Source organism: Hydrogenophaga atypica, assembly GCF_042665215.1.
Classification (GTDB): Bacteria; Pseudomonadota; Gammaproteobacteria; order Burkholderiales; family Burkholderiaceae_C; genus Hydrogenophaga; species Hydrogenophaga defluvii_A.
Window position 1 is genome coordinate 339,652 of the sequence record NZ_JBHTCA010000003.1, and the last position, 18,244, is coordinate 357,895.

Consider the following 18,244-nt stretch of genomic DNA (forward strand, 5'->3'; position numbering starts at 1 on the left):
ATCTTATCGTGCCGGTCCACGCCCGTAGGTATCTTCGAACCGGACGATGTCGTCTTCACCCAAGTAGCTGCCGCTTTGTACCTCGATCAGTTCAAGCGGCACTTTGCCCGGGTTGACCAGGCGGTGGGTGTGGCCGATGGGGATGTAGGTGGATTCGTTTTCCGTCAACAAAAAGGTTTTGTCGCCACTGGTGACTTCGGCAGTGCCGCTGACGACGATCCAGTGCTCTGCCCGGTGGTGGTGCATTTGCAGGCTGAGCTGTGCACCGGGCTTGACGACGATGCGCTTGACCTGGAAGCGCGCACCGGTGTCGATGCTGTCGTACCAGCCCCAGGGGCGGTGCACCTTGCGGTGTGTGGAGGCCAGGGTGCGTTTTTGCGCCTTGAGCTGTTCGACAACTTTTTTCACATCTTGCGTGCAGCGCTTGTCGGCCACCAGCACGGCGTCAGCCGTTTCAACCACCACAAGGTTGCTGACGCCGACCGTGGCCACCAGCCGGTTTTGTGAGAACAGCAGGCTGTCGCGCGTGTCCACCGCAATGGTCTCACCCGTTCTGGCGTTGCCGGCCTCGTCGCGGGGCAACACATCCCACAGGGCATCCCATGCGCCTAGGTCTGACCAGTCCGCGTCCAACGGCACCACGCACGCAGGCACACCCAGCGCCGGGTTGCGCGGCAGGTGTTCCATGACGGCGTAGTCGATGGAGTCGGCCGGGCAGGTGGCAAAGTGATCGGGCTGCGGGCGTATGAAGTCCATGTCGCGGCTCGGGTTTTGCATGGCCCGCTGGCAGGCCTGCAGCATGGCAGGCTGCAGCTGGGCCATGGACTTGAGCCATTGGTCGGCCCGCACCATGAACAAACCGCTGTTCCACAGGTAGTTGCCGCTGGCCACATAAGCCTGCGCCAACTCAAGACTGGGTTTTTCGGCAAAGCTCTCAATGGCATAGGCTGTGCCGCCCGCCATGGCATGTGCTTTTTGGATGTAGCCGTAACCCGTTTCGGGCCGACTGGGCACGATGCCGAAGGTGACCATGGCACCTTGCGCGGCGAGCGGCCAGGCCGCCTCCACCGCCGCTTGCAGGCGGGCGGGGTTGCCCACCACGTGGTCGGCAGGCATGGCGAGCAGCACCGCGTCGGCCGGCGCGGCCAGGGCAGCCAGCGTGAGTGCCGGCGCGGTGTTTCGCCCCACAGGCTCCAGCACCAGGCTCACGCCGGTGATGCCCACCTCTTGCAATTGTTGCGCGGCCAGAAACCGGTGCTCTGCGTTGCAAACGATCAAAGGCGGGCGCTTGGCGATGGTGGGCGAGAGGCCATCGAGTCGCCGTGCGGTGTCTTGCAACATCGACACACCGTTGCCACCGAGTGCCAAAAACTGCTTGGGGTAGGTTTCGCGCGACAGGGGCCACAACCGGGTGCCAGAGCCGCCACAGAGAATGACCGGGAGGAGGTGAAGGGTGCTCATGAATTTCCTGGGCATGGGGTATTTGAATCAAACCGCCGGGCGCAACGCGAGCCACTGCACCGGCAGCCTGCCGTCGAGTCGAATCAGGTAGTGGCCGTTGGCGTAGCGCACCGGGTGCTCCGGCCACTGGTTGAATGGCCCGTTGCGGTAGAGCTTGAGCCCGGGTGGCGCTTTCACCTGCATTTCGCCGGCCAAAGCTTCTACGCGGAAGGGGGTTTTGTTGCCCGGTGCTGGCATCGATCGGGTGCCGATGGACAGCAGCACATGGCGTGATTCGCCCAGCACCGCATCGTCCAGGCTTTGCACCGCCACCGATGCGTGGCGCGTGTCCAGCTTCAAACGCGCGGCAGGTAACGCGATGTCTTCGCCACCTATCCAGCCCAGTGCCGCTTGGGTGCGTGGGGTGTTGATGGTGTAGGTGCCTTTGGCCCAATTTCGCGTGAGTTGGCCGGTGTCGCTGGTGACTTCCTGGGCGCCGCTGGGCAGCAGCGATGGGTTGGGGTCTTTCAGCACCACCGCACCGGGCGGTGGCGCCACACGTTGCAGCCAGGGCAGGGCAGGGGTCTCGGGCATGGCGATCAGCAGCTTGCCTTTTTCAGCCGCGGTGCGCAGCGCGGGTGCGTTGGCCGCTGAAATGGCCTGGTTGAAAAACACCTCTGCGCCGGGGTCGAACACGTAGGTGGTGGTGGCTTCTTGCACATCACCCCGGCGGTACATGAGTGCGGCGGCACTGAGCATGGGCAACAGCGAAGGATCGTTGTACCCGTGCCAGTTGGATGGGCTGTTCCGCTCAAACGGCTCCTGGCTGTAGGCGTAGTGCATCAGGGCGCGCCAACCCTGGTGCGAGGCCATGGCCGCCATCAGCAAGGGCAAGGTGTGCCTGTCGTGGTTGGGAAACGGCTCTGCGTTCCACTCGCTCACCGTCAGCGGCTTGCCCACCACCTGGGCGGCCGCCGCCCAGTGGCCCAGGTGCGCGGCGTGGGCCGGGTCTTTTTCCAGTTCGCCCACACCGCCGTAGCTGTGCACGTCCACCACGTCACCCACCGTCAAGGCGGGCAGCGACGAGATGGGGTTGCGCCCCCAGGTGCTGGTGGTGGACAGCGCCTGCGTGACGCCCATGCCCCGCAAGTGGCCCACCATGGTGTCGTTGAAGCGTTGCTCCAGGTCGTTCAAAAACAGTTTGCTTGGGCCGTGCTCCCAACTGCGCCACACCTTGTCTGCCGACAGCTTGTGCTGGCGGGCAAACGCGTCGGCCGCGTTGCGGTACACCTTGTGGTGCAAGGGCACTTTTTTGTCGGGCAGCAGCGCGTTGCCAAAGTGGTGGGTGATGTCGTTTTCGTTGGTGATTTGCATCGCCACCACCGCCGGGTCGTCTTTGTAGGCAAGGCCGGTGTAGGCGTTGCGCCGCGTGAGGTAGGCCTCGTTGAAGCGCTGCATGGCCTGCTGCATGGTCAGGTTCACGTAGGCGTAGCCCTTGAGGTCGGCGCTGTCTTTGCCCTTGGCCGCCTCTTCAAAGCCGTAGATGTTGTCGCCAGGCTTGAAGGCGCGCTGCACGTGCAAGTCCAGCCAAACAGCGATGCCTTCGTCTTTCAGGCATTTGATCCACCAGTCCAGTTTGTCCAGCGACTCGGCGCTCAGTTGGGTGGTGCTGTTGTAGGTTTTGGGGTTGCCAAACACGTTGGGGTTGACCCAAGGCGAATCGTGGTGGTGCAGGCGCACCAGGTTGTAGCCCAGGGCTGCCAGACGTTTGGCTTGTTCGGCCACCGCCGGCTTGGGTGTGTTGAACAGGGCGTAAGCCGTGACGTTGGTGCCCCAGTAGCGTGTACTGGCATCCCTGTTCGGCGACGAAGCCGCAGCCAAGGTGGTGGTGCCCGTGGCGCTCAGCAATGGGGCGGGCGCACTGCGGGTGCCAATCACATCGCCGGGCCACATGTTCGCCGGTGGGCCACCCAGACGCTCGGTGCGGCTGGGCTGCCACGTCGCGTCGCCGGTCCAACTGAGTGTGATGGTGTGGCTGCGTTCGCCTGAGGGAACGTGGCCGTCATAAAAGAAGGCGCGAATTTCGGCCGGGTTGTTGCGTTCAAAGTACAGCTTGGGCAAGACAGGCTCAAAGCGCATGGTGAATTGCGTGCCGTCACTTCGGCCCCAGCGCCAGCCGGTGTTGCCCGGCAACAGCTCGGGCCGTCCCATGCTGGCGCCAAATGCCGGCAGGTCGAATTTGAAGACCATACCGCCGCCCACCACATTGGGCATGTGTTGCGGTGCCTCCATCTCAACCTGGTACTGCAGCCGCCTCTCTTCTCCGGTCGCGATGGAGCTACGCCAGGCAACGCCCAGCGCGGGCACTTGCCCGGTCCACCGCTTTATTTGCGACGTGGCTGTTTGTTGGGATGCCATCTTGACCTGAGCCCACTTCCACTCAGGCCCCCAGAAGGCCCAATCCGCTCGCACACCCGCCGCGCCGCCTTCGGAGACGACAGGCAGGCCCGTTGTTTCGTTGTTTTCAATTTGCCAACTCAACTGGGCGAGTGCGCTGAGTGGCGCACAAAACAGCAACAGGCAAGGCGCCAGTCTTTGGCGCATCAAATGAGGCAATGGGTGGGTCATGGAGCGGGTGTGGGGTTGGAGGTCAGGCGTTTGAGCATGTCCAGATACGCGACGCACAGGCCGGCCACCAGCCAGTACACAAAGGGAATCACGCCGACGCTGCTGAGAGATGAAATCATGACGGCTATGCCCACCAGCGTGGCCAGCAGGGCTCTGCCCAAGAATCGGGTTTCATCGTCTGGGGGCAAGCGGCGTTGTGCCTGCCACAACTGCCATGCGAGGGTGACAAAAAAGCCCGCAAACAGCGCCAGCCCAATGGCGCCGTGGTCCAGCGCCACGCCCACATAGCTGTTCACGATGTCGACAATGCCCTCGCCCTGGATCATGCTTTGCATCTCGGGCGTCTGCAGGTAGTCCACCGAGCCCAGCCAAAAGTGGCGGTCGATCACGGACAGTGCCTTGTCTAGCAGCTGCTGTCTGTACGTCACATTGAACTCATCCACCTTGCCAATAAATGGCAGCAAATTCAGTGCTTTTTGCCCCGCTGATGTGACTGAGAGCGCGCCCATTCCCAGCGCAGCAAGCACCACCAACAAGGCCGTGTGGCGTGCCGCCCGCGGCCCCGTCCAAATGAACACCAGAAGGATGACCACAGCGCCGACCCACGGTCCGCGGGACAACGCCGCAACGCTGCCACCAGCCATCATCAGCAAGGGCACTTCGGTGCCTGCGGTTGACGGCCTGTCTGAACGGAGGAACAACCAGAACCCTATCCCGATCGCCATGACATAGCCCAGCACAAGGGGCTGTCCCAAGCTGCCCGAGGCGCGGAGAAGACCATCACGACCCAGGTACCCGCCATAGCCCCAACGCAGCCCAAGCGAGTGGGTCAAGCTTGAGTAAAGGTTCCAGTGCTTCAGCGTTTCAAAAGCCGCCAAAACCCCCAACAGGGCCGCGGCACCCACAAACGCCAGCATCACGACCCGGAAATCACCTAACTGGCGCGGTGCGCGGCTTGCCACGTAGTAGGGCAGTACGGTCCCCAACACCAAGTAGTAGCCCCCTCGCAGCGAACTCGTGAGGTTGGCTTCGCGCAGTTGCAACAGCCCCACCAGAAGAACGTAGGCCAGCAGCAGCTTGTCGGCCGGCGTGGCACCCAGCCGCAGGGTGTTTTTTTGTCGTGAGAGCAAAAAACCGGCGGGCACCAGCAGCAGCAATGCCAGCAGTTGGGGCTGGTTGAGTGACACGAAGTAGTTGATCAGCCCGAAGCCCGGCACATTGATGGATGCGGCTGGCACCGCAAACATCAACAAACAGCAAGCAGCAAGAGCTGCTACAGGATTGAGTTCGCGGGTCAACAGCAGCAGACCTGCCACAGCAGCGTAAATCCAAAAATTCCCCACCAAAAAAGCCGTGAGCGTCACGACGAACCACTGAAGGCACCAAGCGCGCCATTGAGCCGTAGCACCCAAGTTTTTGAGCGCAGGTTGCAGCGCAACCCACGATAGGCCCGAAAGAACTACAACAATGATCAGGGCGCGAATGTGTTCTGGCATGACAATTGTCGAATGGGTGTTCTTCGGTTTTGATAATTGCCGGCAGTCTAAGGCAAGTTCACCCGATCACTGTGGCATCGCAAATCTACAAATAATGTTTCGTACTCTGTTTGTCATTTTTCGTCATCTCAGCCTAAAGCGGAGATGGCAGCTCAGCGTGGTCTTGGCCTTGATGTTATGTGGCGCCGTGGCTGAGATTTTCACGCTGGGTGCCGTGGTGCCATTTTTGGGATTTTTGATCAATCCGGATGCGATATCTGGGGCATCAAGAATCTATACGCCCATAAATGCGATTGCCGTATATTTGGGAACCACGTTGCCCTACGCCGCATCAATGGTATTTGCAGTGTTTGTAGTGTGTGCGGCAGCATTGCGTCTGATATTGTCATGGGCCAGTTTTCGTCTTATATATTCGGTGGGGGCTGATTTCGGCGAAAAGATCTATTCGTTGATATTAAAGCAGCCTTATAGTTATCACGTGGAGCGGAACAGCAGTCAAACCATTGCGGCCGTGGAGAAGGTGACGGTTTTGGTGGCAGGTGTAATGGTTCCCGTCATGAATTTGCTGATTGCAGTTCTTATGGTTGTGGCTTTGCTGGGCGCGATGCTCTCGGTTAACCCGCTGGTGGCCATTAGTGCAGGTGGCCTGTTTGGGGGGCTTTATGTCGGTATCAGCATATGGTCAAAAAATCGATTAAAGCACAACAGCCAGATTATTGCTTTCAATGCCACAAAAAAAGTGCAGGCCCTGCAAGAAGGCTTAGGTGCTATTCGTGACGTGATCATTGACGGCAACCAAACTGTTTATGTGGACAAGTTCGCACAGGCCGACCGTACGCAGCGCACCGCGCAGGCATCCAACCAAGTGTTGAGCATCGCGCCCAAATACTTGGTTGAGAGTGTGGGCATGGTCATGATGGTCCTGCTGGCTATCTACCTCATGCAGCAGCCCGGTGGTGCAGCCTCAGCGCTCCCGCTATTGGGTGCGCTGGCTTTGGGGGCGCAACGCATGTTGCCTCACATGCAAAACATGTATTCGGGTGTAGCGGCTTTTCGTGGTAACAGGGTTGCGGCACAAGAGGTGCTCGACTTGTTGGATCTTCCTGCCCCCCTACATCAGCCAAAAAATACGAGAGCAAAAATCTCTCTTGATCTGAAAAAAATACAAGTGCCGGTCATTGAACTGCGCGATGTTCATTTCTCCTATTCAACTGATTTGGTAGATGTTTTGCAAGGGATTCATTTGAGGGTCGAACGCGGTGCGCGCCTCGGCTTCAAGGGTGCTACAGGTAGCGGCAAAAGTACCCTTATTGATTTGATTCTCGGCTTGTTGAAGCCTACGGGGGGGGAGATAATAGTGAGTGGGCAGCTGTTGGATGAGACCTATTTGCCCGCATGGCAAAGCCGCATTGCACATGTGCCACAAAACATCTTTCTGATTGATGCCAGCATTGCCGAAAATGTGGCACTTGGTGTGCGTGCAGAATACATCGACACCTCCCGGCTACAGGTTGCAATGGCCGCTGCACAAATGACCGAATTTATCGAGCGACTTCCCCATGGCGTCAAAACGCGCGTTGGGGAGCGTGGTGTTCAGTTATCAGGTGGACAACGTCAGCGAATCGGTTTGGCACGGGCGCTTTACAAACAGGCTGATATTTTGGTATTGGACGAAGCTACCAGCGCGTTGGATGGCGATACCGAGGCTCGCGTCATGCAAGCCATTTATCAGCTAAATCCAACAATGGTTGTACTAATAATCGCACATCGCCTCACCACGCTCGAGAAATGCGACGCTATTTTTGAAATTGTGGGTGGGAAGCTGCGCCCTGTGGATGAAGGAGAATAAGAAGAGTGTCCAATTTTATTGGTCAGAGTTTCATGTTCTTATTGTTCTAATAGTTTGGGGTTTTAGGTTGAAGATTATTTTCTTGCTTCCACCAGTTAATTTCTCTGGCGGTATTCGTGTGATTTCAATTTATGCCCAATGGTTGGCTCAGCATGGGCACGAAGTGTTGTTGCTGTCACCACCCCCTAAGCCAGTTCCATTTAGGCGAGCGTTGAAATCTTGGATGCGTGGACGTGGGTGGCCTCAAAAAATGCGTGTGGTACCAAGTCATATTGACGGCAAAGGGCTTAATCATCTGGTGCTTGATTGCCATAGACCTCCAAATATCAATGATATACCTAGGGCGGACGTGATCGTGGCGACATGGTGGGAAACCGCCGAGTGGCTTAACTCGTTTCCAGATAATTGGGGTAGTAAAACGTACTTTATTCAGGGTTACGAAGTCTTTGATTATTTGCCGCGAAATCGTTGTGAAGCGACATATCGTTTTCCTTTTAAAAAAATTGTCGTTGCTCAATGGTTGGCTGATTTGATGAGAGAGAAATATGGTGATCCTAATGTGGAGGTGGTTGTCAATGGAGTGGATCATGAATTGTTTTATTCACCTATTCGGGAAAAACAGTGTCGACCGACCATGGGGGTTTTGTATCACGAGGCCCACTTGAAAGGCTTTGATGTTGCCCTTTCGACGATTAGTCGTTTGAAAGCGAGAATCCCCGATTTGGGCGTCATTGCATTCGGCTCTAGGGCACCCAGTGGTGTATATGATATTCCCGATTACTTCGACCTGCATATTGCGCCAGCTCAAGAGCGATTGCGTGAGCTATATTCTTCGTGTGACGTATGGCTTACCACAAGCCGGTCGGAGGGGTTCAATCTTATGGCTGTTGAGGCAATGGCATGCAGAACACCTGTGGTTTCATCTCGTACAGGTTGGCCATATGGGGCAGTCGTCGACGGTAAAAACGGATATTTATTTGATATTGACGATGTCTTGGCCGCCGAAGATGCGCTATACAAAATACTAAATTTGCCGAATCAGTCGTGGAAAACCATGTCGGATAGCGCATTTTCCACGGCGTCAGAGATTTCGTGGGAATCGTCATGCCTAAAATTCGAATCTGCGCTAAAAAAAGCCGTCGCCTAGACTGTCGTTTCTTTTGTGATTTAAGTTGACTGAGTGATGTATTTTTAATGGGTTTTAGGTGCTCATCTTGGATGTTCTATATTTGTCACTATTTTTGATTTGAGCTCGCAAATGTTGGATGTATTTGTGGTTAACTACAATACGGCTAATTTATTGGTGCCTATGCTCTCTGCATGCCAAAAATCGGCTGTTGATATTGACGTCCGGTACTGGGTTGTTGACAACGCATCGCAAGACAACTCGGTGCAGATTCTGCGTCAGCAGTTTCCTCATGTTGGGCTTGAGGTGAATGCACAGAACGTGGGCTTTGGCCGTGCGAACAATCAGCTATTGCCTAATGTGACGAGAGACTACGTTCTCTTGTTGAATACCGACGCGTTTGTCGCGCCCGATACCTTGCAGCGCACGTTGGCATATATGCAAGCCAACCCCGCCTGTGGCGTACTGGGCGTGAAGCTCGTTGGGCGAGATGGTGATTTGCAACCGAGTTGTCGATACTTTCCAACACCGTGGAATGTGTTTCTTTCTCGGACAGGTTTGGGGAGATTTTTCTCCGGCACACAGATGGTGGACGACATGGCATGGGACCACGCCTCGGTTCGTGAATGCGATTGGGTGCCCGGCTGCTATTACTTGGTACGCCGGGAGGTGTTAGACAAAGTGGGTTTGTTCGACCCGCGATTTTTCCTGTATTACGAAGAGGTGGATCATTGCCGTCGCGTGAAAGCAGCCGGGTGGCAGGTGGTTTATTTTCCTGACACAACGGTAGTGCACGTGGGGGGCGAAAGTGCCAAGTCAGCCGGAAAGCTCTCGGAAAGTGGCCGTCAACTGTCGGCATTGCAGGTAGAAAGTGAGCTGCTCTACTTACGCAAACACCACGGCCTGCCGGGGCTTGCCTTGCATCTCATTCTGGCCACTGTTGGTACGTGCTATCTAACGTTGAAAAACACACTCAAGCACCGGCGCTGGGGAGCGTGGAGAGATGAGCTGAAAGAGTTGCGGTTGACCCTGTTTTTGTTATGGCAAACCCGATTTGCCAGCCATTCAACACGATGAATACGACCTCTCAGTCAGAGTCATCGCAATCCGCTGACATTGCGATCAGCAGTACCGTTCCAGATTGGACCCGCGAATACAAACGCTTGGGCGAGTGGAATCCGGGCAAGAGCCTGTTGGCGAGCATACGCGCTTACCACCGACATCAGCACAGACCAGGCTTTTGGGCGCGAATGGCAAAGCTGCGGGCGGTTCTGCAACACCGTTTATGGTCGGTTGTGAGTGGCGCCGACATCCCGTTGAACTGCCAGATTGAAGGGGGGTTGTTGTTGCCTCATCCTAATGGCATCGTTATTCATCCGGCTGCAAAAATTGGCCCCAATTGCCTTATTTTTCAACAGGTGACTTTGGGCACACGTGGTGATGGCGGGGCACCCATGTTGGCCGGGCATGTGGATGTAGGGGCCGGCGCCAAATTGCTGGGGAGCATTCACGTAGGTGAGCACGCTCAAGTTGGAGCCAATTCGGTTGTGTTGAAAGATGTCCCACCTTACGGGGTGGCAGTGGGTGTGCCTGCTGTCGTGAAAGGGTGTGTGAATGCCTGAACTGGTTTTAAGCGAAGTGGGCCTGGTGGTCATCGGGCGCAACGAGGGTGAGCGCCTAGCTGCTTGCCTGCGATCGGTGGTGGGTCGCGTGCCTCACATAGTCTATGTGGACTCAGGGTCAACCGATGGCTCGTGTGAAATGGCGGCAGACATGGGGGTGCATGTTATTCGATTGGATATGTCGGTGCCATTCACCGCAGCACGCGCGCGCAATGTAGGCTGGCGCAGTCTCATGTTCCGCATGCCAAACTTGGTGTTTATTCAATTTGTGGATGGCGACTGTGAACTGACCCCAGGCTGGTTGAACGATGGTCGTATATTTCTTGATTCGAATCCTGAATTTGCAGCCGTTTGCGGTCGGCTCATTGAGAAATATCCAGAACGCTCAATTTATAACCGCTTGTGTCAATACGAGTGGGATGCTCCATCTGGGGAGGCGAAAGCATGTGGCGGGATAGCGATGTTTCGTGCGACAGCTTTGCTTGCTGCAAACGGATTTCGAGATGAGCTTATTGCTGGAGAAGAGCCGGAACTTTGCTACAGATTGCGCCTAATGAACTGGAAGGTCATGCGCCTGCCAGGTTCTATGGCGTATCACGATGCGGCCATCATGAAATTTACTCAATGGTGGCGCCGGTCTAAGAGAGCAGGCTATGCGTTTGCCGAAGGTGCATGGCTGCATGGTCGTGGTCCTGAAAGATACTGGGTCAAGGAGACACTTCGCGCTGTCATATATGGGTTGGCTATTCCTGTTGTGATTTTTGTCCTGCTGTTTTTTGATCAATTTGTTGCGTTGGCTGGAGCGTTAATTTATCCCGTTCTGTGGGGTAGGGTGTTTTGGAGAAATTTTCTTGTTCAAAAGGCGGCAGCTTACGCCTTTTTTCAAGTTCTTGGAAAATTTTCTGAATCTTTCGGGGTCATGCAATTTTTGTTATCTATTTTGCGTGGATCTCGGCAGCGAATAATTGAGTACAAGTAATGTGTGTGATGTTGTGTTTTGAAGATTTTTGTGAGGTCAAGGGTGAGGTTTCTATTTGGCTATTTGGGTTGAGAGATGTTGAATCTGCCTGCTCATGGGGCTGACTCAATGAATATGACAGATGAACGATTTCTTGCAGGGTTGCGCGCTGAACTTCAGTTGCATTCTGCTGTCTCCCGGGAGTTGTCAAACGGCGCTGACATTTCAGTGCTTCGTGTGGGGTCGAGTGTTTCAGATGGTGCGGCAATATTCAAGATAGGGAAAAGCTATATTTTGCATCTGTCTTCTGAATCTTTTCCAAATGTTGCCGGTGAAGAGGTCGCAGCGATGTGGCATGCGAAAGAAATAATTGGATTGCAGCTTTCTGGTCCGATTTTAGACATTGTGGCGACTGGTTGGTTTCGTGGTAGATCCTATTTTGTCGTGCCATTTGCTTCCTCATTTTCAAGAAATAGATTTTATTATGCGGTACAAAAAAGGCTTGTTCGCAAAGAGGTGCTTGATTGGCTGAGAGGGCTTGCCCTTATCTCGTCAAATGTTGTTGCTGGTGATGTGGATGTTTATCTGTCCAATCTTGATTTTTTGAAGCGCACTATGAATGGTTGTGCTGGTATTGGTGAGGATATAGATGTTGCGATGGCATTGCTGAAAAATAACGAGGTCAAACCCAGTCATATTCCTATGCATTCTGACTTGTGGATTGGTAATGTGATGCGAAAAAAAAATGGAGAATTGGCAATAATTGATTGGGGTGGTTTTGAGTCACGAGGCTATCCGCTGTTTGATCTTGTTCGATTTGCGGAGTCGGTTGGAATGACAAAGTCAAGTCTCAAGACAGAAATAGTTGAGCACCTCTCCATTCTTCGTCAGCCTCCGTACGCTGCGCCAACCTTGCTGCTGTCAGGATTGGGGCATATTGCTCAGAATCTGGGTGAGTTTCCCGTGAAAAGATTCCAGATATTAGTTGAAACGAGTGTACGGCAATTGACTGTTGCCTTCAATTAGGTGTTGTGGGCGGGTATGCTACCTCCCGATTTCCTTGATTCATGATGCTGGTCTCGCTATGCAGGGGTGTTTCATGTGGTTTTGGGGCTGCTTTGGATAAATGTAGGTGTTGAATCTTTATTGTGCATATTGCTTATTTCATTAACCAGTATCCCAAAGTCAGTCACAGCTTCATCCGGCGTGAGATCCTTGCGCTGGAGGCGCGTGGCGTGTCGGTAAGCCGGTTTGCTGTGCGCGGGTGGGCCGATGACCTGGTGGATTCTGCTGACGAGCGGGAGCGCGGCCTTACCCACTATCTTCTGCAGCGTGGCTTGGCGGCCTTGTTTTGGGCGGGCGTGTGTGTGGTGGCGCGACGGCCTCGTGCCTTCTTCAAGGCGGCGGTGCTCGCCCTTACGTTGTCGAACCGGGCAGATCGGCCATGGCCTTTGCATTTGGTGTATCTGCTGGAGGCTTGTCAATTGTTGCGCTGGCTGAACAAGGCGCCCGTGCAGCACATTCACGCCCACTTTGGAACCAACTCTGCCGAGGTGGTGATGCTGACCCACGCATTGGGTGGCCCTGCTTACAGCTTTACCGTGCATGGCCCCGAAGAGTTTGACAAGCCCGAGGCCTTGCATCTGCGTGAAAAGATGACGAGCGCTCGGTTTGTGGTGGCGATCAGCTCGTATGGCCGCAGCCAGTTGTACCGGTGGTTGCCCCACGCACATTGGCACAAGGTGGAGGTGGTGCATTGCGGCTTGGATAAAGCCTTTCACGAAGTGCCTGCCGTGCATGTTCCAGCCGCGCCGCGTTTGGTGTGTGTCGGGCGCCTTTGTGAACAAAAGGGGCAGTTGTTGCTGGTGCGTGCGGCTGCCTTGGTCAAGGCGCGCGGCATCCCTTTTGAGGTGATTTTGGCCGGCGATGGCGAGATGCGGCCGCAAATTCAACAGGAGGTGACGCGTCTGGGCTTGGGTGGGCAGGTTCACATCACCGGCTGGGTGTCGTCGGCGCGGGTTCGAGACGAGTTGCTGGCCGCTCGCGCTTTGGTGTTGCCCAGTTTTGCCGAGGGGCTGCCGGTTGTGATCATGGAAGCCATGGCCTTGCGGCGACCTGTGCTCAGCACGTATGTGGCTGGTATTCCCGAGCTGGTGCTGAATGGCGAAACGGGCTGGTTGTTTCCTGCAGGCGATGTTGAGGCGCTGGCCAGCGCCATGGCCGCTTGTTTGGCTGCGCCCACGGGTGAGCTGGACGCGATGGGCGAGGCTGGGCGCGAAAGGGTGTTGGCGCGCCACGATGTGGACACCGAGGCAGCCAAGTTGGCGGCTTTGTTTGCCAAGCAGAGCCAAGCTGGGGCACCGGGATGATGGTGATCACCTTGATTGCGGTAGTGTTGTGGCTGGTGGTGTTGCTGGCCGCCGTGCCCGTGCTGGTGGTGTGGCTGCAAGTGTGCTTGGCTTGGCCGAGCCGGCATCAGGTGTTGCCAGCCCTTCCCCATGCCGTGCCCGACGACGGCCTGTCCGAGGCGCCCAGTTTTGCGGTGCTCGTGCCGGCTCACAACGAGGAAGCCGTGATTGCCGACACCGTGCGGCAGCTCATGAAGCAGCTGCGCCCCACAGACACCCTGCTGGTGGTGGCCGATAACTGCACCGACGCTACAGCGCGCCTGGCCGGCGAGGCGGGCGCGACGGTGGTGGAGCGAAGCGATGCACTGCGGCGGGGCAAGGGCTACGCGCTGGACCACGGCATGCGCTGGCTGGCAGCCCGTCCCCACGCGGTGCTCATCATTGTGGATGCGGATTGCCGTGTGGAGCCGGGTGGGCTGGGCCAACTGGCCGCCAAGGCACACGCCGTCGACCGACCGGTACAAGCGCTGTACCTGATGCATGCGCCTCCCAGCCCCACACTCAAACAGCGCGTTGCTGCCTTTGCTTGGCGCCTGAAGAACTGGGTGCGCCCGCTGGGCTGGCACAACGCCGGCTGGCCGTGCCAGCTGATGGGCACCGGAATGGCCTTCCCGTGGGCCATGGCTCAGAACATGGCATTGGCCAATGCCGAGCTGGTGGAAGACATGAAGCTGGGTGTGGACCTGGCACTGGCCGGCACGCCGCCGCTGTTTTGCCCACAGGTGCTGGTGCACAGCCATTTCCCCACCTCCGAGCAGGCCACCCAAGGTCAGCGCAAGCGCTGGGAGCATGGGCACCTGGGTGTCATCGCATCGCAGGCACCGCGCTTGCTGGCGCAGGCTTGGCGCAGGCGAGATGCGCGTTTGTGGGCAATGGCCCTCGACCTGAGCGTTCCGCCGCTCGCACTGCTGGTGCTGTTGCAACTGGCTGCGTTGGGCTTGGCTGGTATGGGGGCCTGGTTGGGCCTGGGCAGCGGTCCGTTGGAGGCAGCGATCGGATGCCTTGCCATGTTCGCCATGGCGGTCGGTGCGGCTTGGTGGGGTTGGGGCCGGTCGGTGGTGTCGGCCCGCGATTTGTTGACGGTGCCCTGGTATGTGTTGGGCAAGCTGCCGCTGTACCTGGGTTATGTGTTCAAGAGGCAAAAAGAATGGGTGAGGACGGATCGCAAATGAGGCCCAAATTCCAGCGGTTCAGCATCGCCGGCCTGCCTTTTGACGTTTTGGACCAGGCTGAAGCCGTCAACCGCGTGTGCACGGCCATACAACGCCAAGAGCGTTTGTTTTTCTCCACGCCCAACCTGAACTTTCTGGTGATGGCGCAGGAAGACGAAGCGTTTCGGCAGTCGGTGCTGGCCAGTGATTTGAGCCTGGCCGATGGCATGCCCGTGGTGTGGTTGAGCCGGCTGCAAGGCACGCCCTTGCCCGAGCGGGTGGCAGGTTCTACGGTGTTCGAACAGTTGCGCTCGGGTGCCGGTCAGGGTGTGTTGGGGCGACCGATCAAGGTGTATTTTTTTGGTGGCCCGCCCGGTGTTGCAGAAAAGGCCTGTTCGGTGCTGAACGCCGAGCACGCCGCGGGCCGCGGGCAGATGTTGGGTGTGGGTGCTTTTTGCCCCGGCTTTGGCTCTGTGGCCGATATGTCTGCTCCAGCAACCATCGCCGCCATCAATGCCAGCGGAGCAGACCTGTTGGTGGTGGCGCTGGGGGCAAAGAAGGGGCAGGCCTGGATCATGCACAACCTGGACCAACTGACCATTCCGGTGGTGAGCCACCTGGGTGCCGTGGTGAACTTTGTGGCCGGCACGGTGGAGCGGGCGCCGTTGACCTGGCAGCGCTGGGGGTTTGAATGGCTGTGGCGCATTCGACAGGAGCCGGCGCTGTTCAAGCGGTATTGGAATGACGGATGGGGCTTGGTGTATTTGATTGCACATGCATTGTTGGTTCGAAAGAAAAAATGAAATCAAATAACACGGTGCTGGTGCCCTATTTTCCGCTTTTTGATTGGCTGAGAGCGGTATGCGCGTGTGTTGTTATGCTGCATCACGATGGCGCCTTTGCGTGGGGGCAGGCTGGAAATTTTGCGGTGCAGGTTTTCTTCGCCTTGAGTGGCTGGTTGATTGGTGGAATTTTGCTTCGATTGTCGCCATCGGATTTGCCTCGATTTTATTTTAATCGTGCCGTTCGAATATGGGCGCCCTATTACTTGGCGTTATTTTTTCTGCTCGCGGTGAGTGTTTTGCGTGAGCCAATTACTGCAAAATGGATTGAATTCATAATCTATAAAATATTATTTGTTCATAACATTTTTGGTACGCCACAGTTGGCGGAGTTTGTTTCTGCTATGCCGCAAAAAGGTACGTTAAACCATCTTTGGAGTGTGAATGCCGAAGAGCAGTTTTACTTGGTTGCACCCATTATTCTTGTGATTGCTTCCGCATGGCGGGGCGTTCGATTTTGATGTGGCTTATTTTTGCGCTGTTTGCTTGGTATTTTGATATATATGCGGCAATTGTATTCGGAGTTTTGGCTGCGGTTATTGCGAGTAAGTGTCGCGTGTCGAGCTATTATTTTGTCATTCGGTTTGCTGTTTTCTTTTTGCTGAGTGGCTCGATTTTTTGCTTGGTTGAGTTTCCGGGAATTTATAGAGAGGTTGCGCCCATTGCTGCAATTGCCATTGTTTTGATTTTGGCTAAAAAAGGTGCTAAAACGAAGCTGGGGGCGATTGCGGGTGGCATGTCTTATCCCTTGTATTTGAACCATTGGTGTGGCATGTTTCTTTTTAATTTTCTCCTTCCAAATATGCGCGGTGAACCGATTCGAATAGCTGCTGCAGCTATTGTCAATATTGTATTTGCCATTTTGCTGTATTGGTACTTTGACCGACAACTGCTGGCGCAGCGGTCCGCTTGGTATAGCGAGCGGAGGGCGGTTGGCATCACTGTTATTGCGTACGCGACAGTGATTCTTGGGTTGCTGTACGGCACGTTCATGATGTACCGGACGCAGCTTGTCGGCGCGTGATGTGCGCACTTTCGCGTCAGAGATGGGGCGCCTGAAGCCTGCAAACGCGCTGCCTTGGTCCTTCCGGCCTAACGGACTGAACCGACCGGCACCGGTGGCGTCAGTTGTAATTGCTGCCTTCTCGTTTGCACCCTTCGCGCCCTGTGTCCTCAGTCCCCCGTTTTTCTCGCAAAGAGCGCCTGCTGTTGGTGGGTGTTCTCCTGGCCTTTGCCGCCTTCTATGGTGGCTTGGCCGATTTGGTGGCGCGCTGGTACAAGCAAGAGGAGTACAGCCACGGCTTCTTCCTGCCGTTGATTTCGCTGTACCTGCTGTGGCATCGGCGTGCGGTGTTGGCTGAAAGCCGTGGCGCGCCTTCGGCCTGGGGCCTCGCGGCGTTGGTGGTGGCCGCAGGTTTGCTGGTGTTGGGCGAGGTGACCGCGATCTACATTGCCATCCAGGTGGGGTTTCTGGTGGCGCTGGTGGGGCTGGTGTTGTGCTACGGTGGTGTGTCGCTGTTGCGGGTCACGCTGCTGCCCATTGCCTTTTTGCTGTTTGCCATTCCGCTGCCGTACTTCATCGATTCGCAGCTTTCGTGGCGTTTGCAGCTGATCTCGTCCAACCTGGGCGTGGGCTTTTTGAGGCTGATGGGGTATGCGGTTTACCTCGAAGGCAACGTGATCGACCTGGGCAGCTACAAGCTGCAGGTGGTGGAAGCCTGCAGCGGTTTGCGTTACCTCTACCCGTTGCTCAGCCTGGGCTTTTTGATGGCTTACATGTACCCGGCGGCGCTGCGCTGGCGGGTGTTGTTGTTTGTGTCCACGGTGCCGGTGACGGTGCTAACCAACAGCGCGCGCATTGCCATGGTGGGTGTGCTGGTGGAGCGTTGGGGCAGTGGCATGGCCGATGGTTTTTTGCACTACTTCGAAGGCTGGATCATCTTTCTGGTGTGCCAGCTGGTGCTGATGGGTGAGATTTGGCTCATCGAGCGTTACACCCAACGCCGCAGCTTGCTCGACGTGCAGCAGTTCCCCATGCCGGCGGTGGCCCGCCCGACCGGGGCGTTTGTGGCTGGGCGCATCACGCCGGCGTTGTTGGCCGGTTTGGTGGTGCTGGGGGCGGGCTGGGCCGCCGCGCAAACGGTGGGTGGCCGTGAAGAGATCAAGCCCGCCCGTGTGAGCTTGAAAACCTTTCCGCTGGAACTGGGCAATTGGCGGGCGTCGGAGTCGTCGCTGTCCATCGATGTGGAACAGGCGCTGGGTTTTGACGACTACGTCTTGGCCGATTACCGCAGCGACGCGGGCGATTTGGTCAACTTCTATGTGGCCTATTACTCGTCGCAGCGCAAGGGCGTGTCGCCGCACTCGCCGCAGGTGTGTATACCCGGTGGTGGGTGGGTGATTTCAGGCATCACCCGCGAGGTGGTGCCGCTCAACGATGGCACACCCATGGAGGTGGTGCGTGTGGTGATCGACAAAGGCAGCATGCGCCAGTTGGTGTACTACTGGTTTGAGCAACGCGGGCGGCGCATCTCCAACGAGTACCTGATGAAGTGGTTCTTGTTGTCCGACGCCGTGACCCGCAACCGCACCGACGGTGCGCTGGTGCGTGTGGTCACGCCGGTGCGGCCAGGCGAAGCAACCGATGCGGGCGATGAGCGGCTGGCGGCCTTTGTGCGCCTGGCCGTGCCTTTGATGGGGCCGTTTGTGCCCGAATGATCGACT

15 protein-coding genes are annotated in these 18,244 nt (G+C 56.6%); 12 read left to right on the forward strand and 3 right to left on the reverse strand.

Going from position 1 to position 18,244, the window contains the following annotated elements; translation table 11 throughout:
- Nucleotides 1-3: 3 nt before the first annotated feature.
- The 3 genes from ACFQPB_RS06145 to ACFQPB_RS06155 form a co-directional block, all read right to left on the reverse strand.
- Nucleotides 4-1,461, reverse strand: a complete 1,458-nt coding sequence (locus tag ACFQPB_RS06145; protein WP_382220685.1) for a mannose-1-phosphate guanylyltransferase/mannose-6-phosphate isomerase — start codon at nucleotides 1,459-1,461, stop codon at nucleotides 4-6.
- A 27-nt stretch (nucleotides 1,462-1,488) separates the two neighbouring features.
- Nucleotides 1,489-3,732: a glycoside hydrolase 5 family protein gene (locus tag ACFQPB_RS06150; protein WP_382220688.1), complete on the reverse strand. Its 2,244-nt coding sequence runs from the start codon at nucleotides 3,730-3,732 to the stop codon at nucleotides 1,489-1,491.
- 332 nt (nucleotides 3,733-4,064) lie between these two features.
- Nucleotides 4,065-5,306 carry an O-antigen ligase family protein gene (locus ACFQPB_RS06155; protein ID WP_382220691.1) on the reverse strand — a complete coding sequence of 414 codons (1,242 nt, stop codon included), beginning with the start codon at nucleotides 5,304-5,306 and terminating at the stop codon, nucleotides 4,065-4,067.
- A gap of 256 nt (nucleotides 5,307-5,562) precedes the next feature.
- Between ACFQPB_RS06155 and ACFQPB_RS06160 the strand changes: the two genes are divergently transcribed.
- The 12 genes from ACFQPB_RS06160 to xrtD all read left to right on the forward strand — a co-directional run bounded on the left by ACFQPB_RS06160 (nucleotide 5,563) and on the right by xrtD (nucleotide 18,238).
- Nucleotides 5,563-7,413, forward strand: coding sequence for an ABC transporter ATP-binding protein (locus ACFQPB_RS06160; RefSeq protein WP_382220693.1), 1,851 nt, complete (start codon nucleotides 5,563-5,565; stop codon nucleotides 7,411-7,413).
- Nucleotides 7,400-8,560, forward strand: a complete 1,161-nt coding sequence (locus ACFQPB_RS06165) for a glycosyltransferase family 4 protein (RefSeq protein ID WP_382220696.1) — start codon at nucleotides 7,400-7,402, stop codon at nucleotides 8,558-8,560. The genes ACFQPB_RS06160 and ACFQPB_RS06165 overlap by 14 nt, the downstream gene beginning before the upstream one ends.
- Before the next feature lie 111 nt (nucleotides 8,561-8,671).
- A complete protein-coding gene (locus ACFQPB_RS06170) occupies nucleotides 8,672-9,616 on the forward strand; it encodes a glycosyltransferase family 2 protein (RefSeq protein WP_382220699.1) in 945 nt (314 codons plus the stop codon).
- Nucleotides 9,580-10,161, forward strand: coding sequence for a serine O-acetyltransferase (locus ACFQPB_RS06175; RefSeq protein ID WP_382220701.1), 582 nt, complete (start codon nucleotides 9,580-9,582; stop codon nucleotides 10,159-10,161). Before ACFQPB_RS06170 ends, ACFQPB_RS06175 begins: the two co-directional genes overlap by 37 nt.
- Nucleotides 10,154-11,140 carry a glycosyltransferase family 2 protein gene (locus ACFQPB_RS06180; RefSeq protein ID WP_382220704.1) on the forward strand — a complete coding sequence of 329 codons (987 nt, stop codon included), beginning with the start codon at nucleotides 10,154-10,156 and terminating at the stop codon, nucleotides 11,138-11,140. The genes ACFQPB_RS06175 and ACFQPB_RS06180 overlap by 8 nt, the downstream gene beginning before the upstream one ends.
- Before the next feature lie 75 nt (nucleotides 11,141-11,215).
- A complete protein-coding gene (locus ACFQPB_RS06185) occupies nucleotides 11,216-12,145 on the forward strand; it encodes a hypothetical protein (RefSeq protein ID WP_382220707.1) in 930 nt (309 codons plus the stop codon).
- A 122-nt stretch (nucleotides 12,146-12,267) separates the two neighbouring features.
- Nucleotides 12,268-13,488, forward strand: a complete 1,221-nt coding sequence (locus ACFQPB_RS06190) for a glycosyltransferase (RefSeq protein ID WP_417453147.1) — start codon at nucleotides 12,268-12,270, stop codon at nucleotides 13,486-13,488.
- The gene (locus ACFQPB_RS06195; RefSeq protein WP_382220713.1) at nucleotides 13,485-14,699 is read left to right on the forward strand and encodes a glycosyltransferase family 2 protein; all 1,215 of its coding nucleotides are present in this window, start codon (nucleotides 13,485-13,487) and stop codon (nucleotides 14,697-14,699) included. The genes ACFQPB_RS06190 and ACFQPB_RS06195 overlap by 4 nt, the downstream gene beginning before the upstream one ends.
- Nucleotides 14,696-15,481 (forward strand): WecB/TagA/CpsF family glycosyltransferase, encoded by a 786-nt coding sequence (locus ACFQPB_RS06200; protein WP_382220716.1) that lies wholly within the window; start codon nucleotides 14,696-14,698, stop codon nucleotides 15,479-15,481. The genes ACFQPB_RS06195 and ACFQPB_RS06200 overlap by 4 nt, the downstream gene beginning before the upstream one ends.
- On the forward strand, nucleotides 15,478-15,981 hold the full coding sequence (locus ACFQPB_RS06205; protein ID WP_382220719.1) for an acyltransferase family protein: 504 nt from the start codon (nucleotides 15,478-15,480) through the stop codon (nucleotides 15,979-15,981). The genes ACFQPB_RS06200 and ACFQPB_RS06205 overlap by 4 nt, the downstream gene beginning before the upstream one ends.
- Nucleotides 15,960-16,544, forward strand: a complete 585-nt coding sequence (locus ACFQPB_RS06210; protein WP_382220721.1) for a hypothetical protein — start codon at nucleotides 15,960-15,962, stop codon at nucleotides 16,542-16,544. Before ACFQPB_RS06205 ends, ACFQPB_RS06210 begins: the two co-directional genes overlap by 22 nt.
- A gap of 143 nt (nucleotides 16,545-16,687) precedes the next feature.
- Nucleotides 16,688-18,238 carry a VPLPA-CTERM-specific exosortase XrtD gene (xrtD, locus tag ACFQPB_RS06215; RefSeq protein ID WP_382220724.1) on the forward strand — a complete coding sequence of 517 codons (1,551 nt, stop codon included), beginning with the start codon at nucleotides 16,688-16,690 and terminating at the stop codon, nucleotides 18,236-18,238.
- The last annotated feature ends 6 nt before the right edge of the window (nucleotides 18,239-18,244 follow it).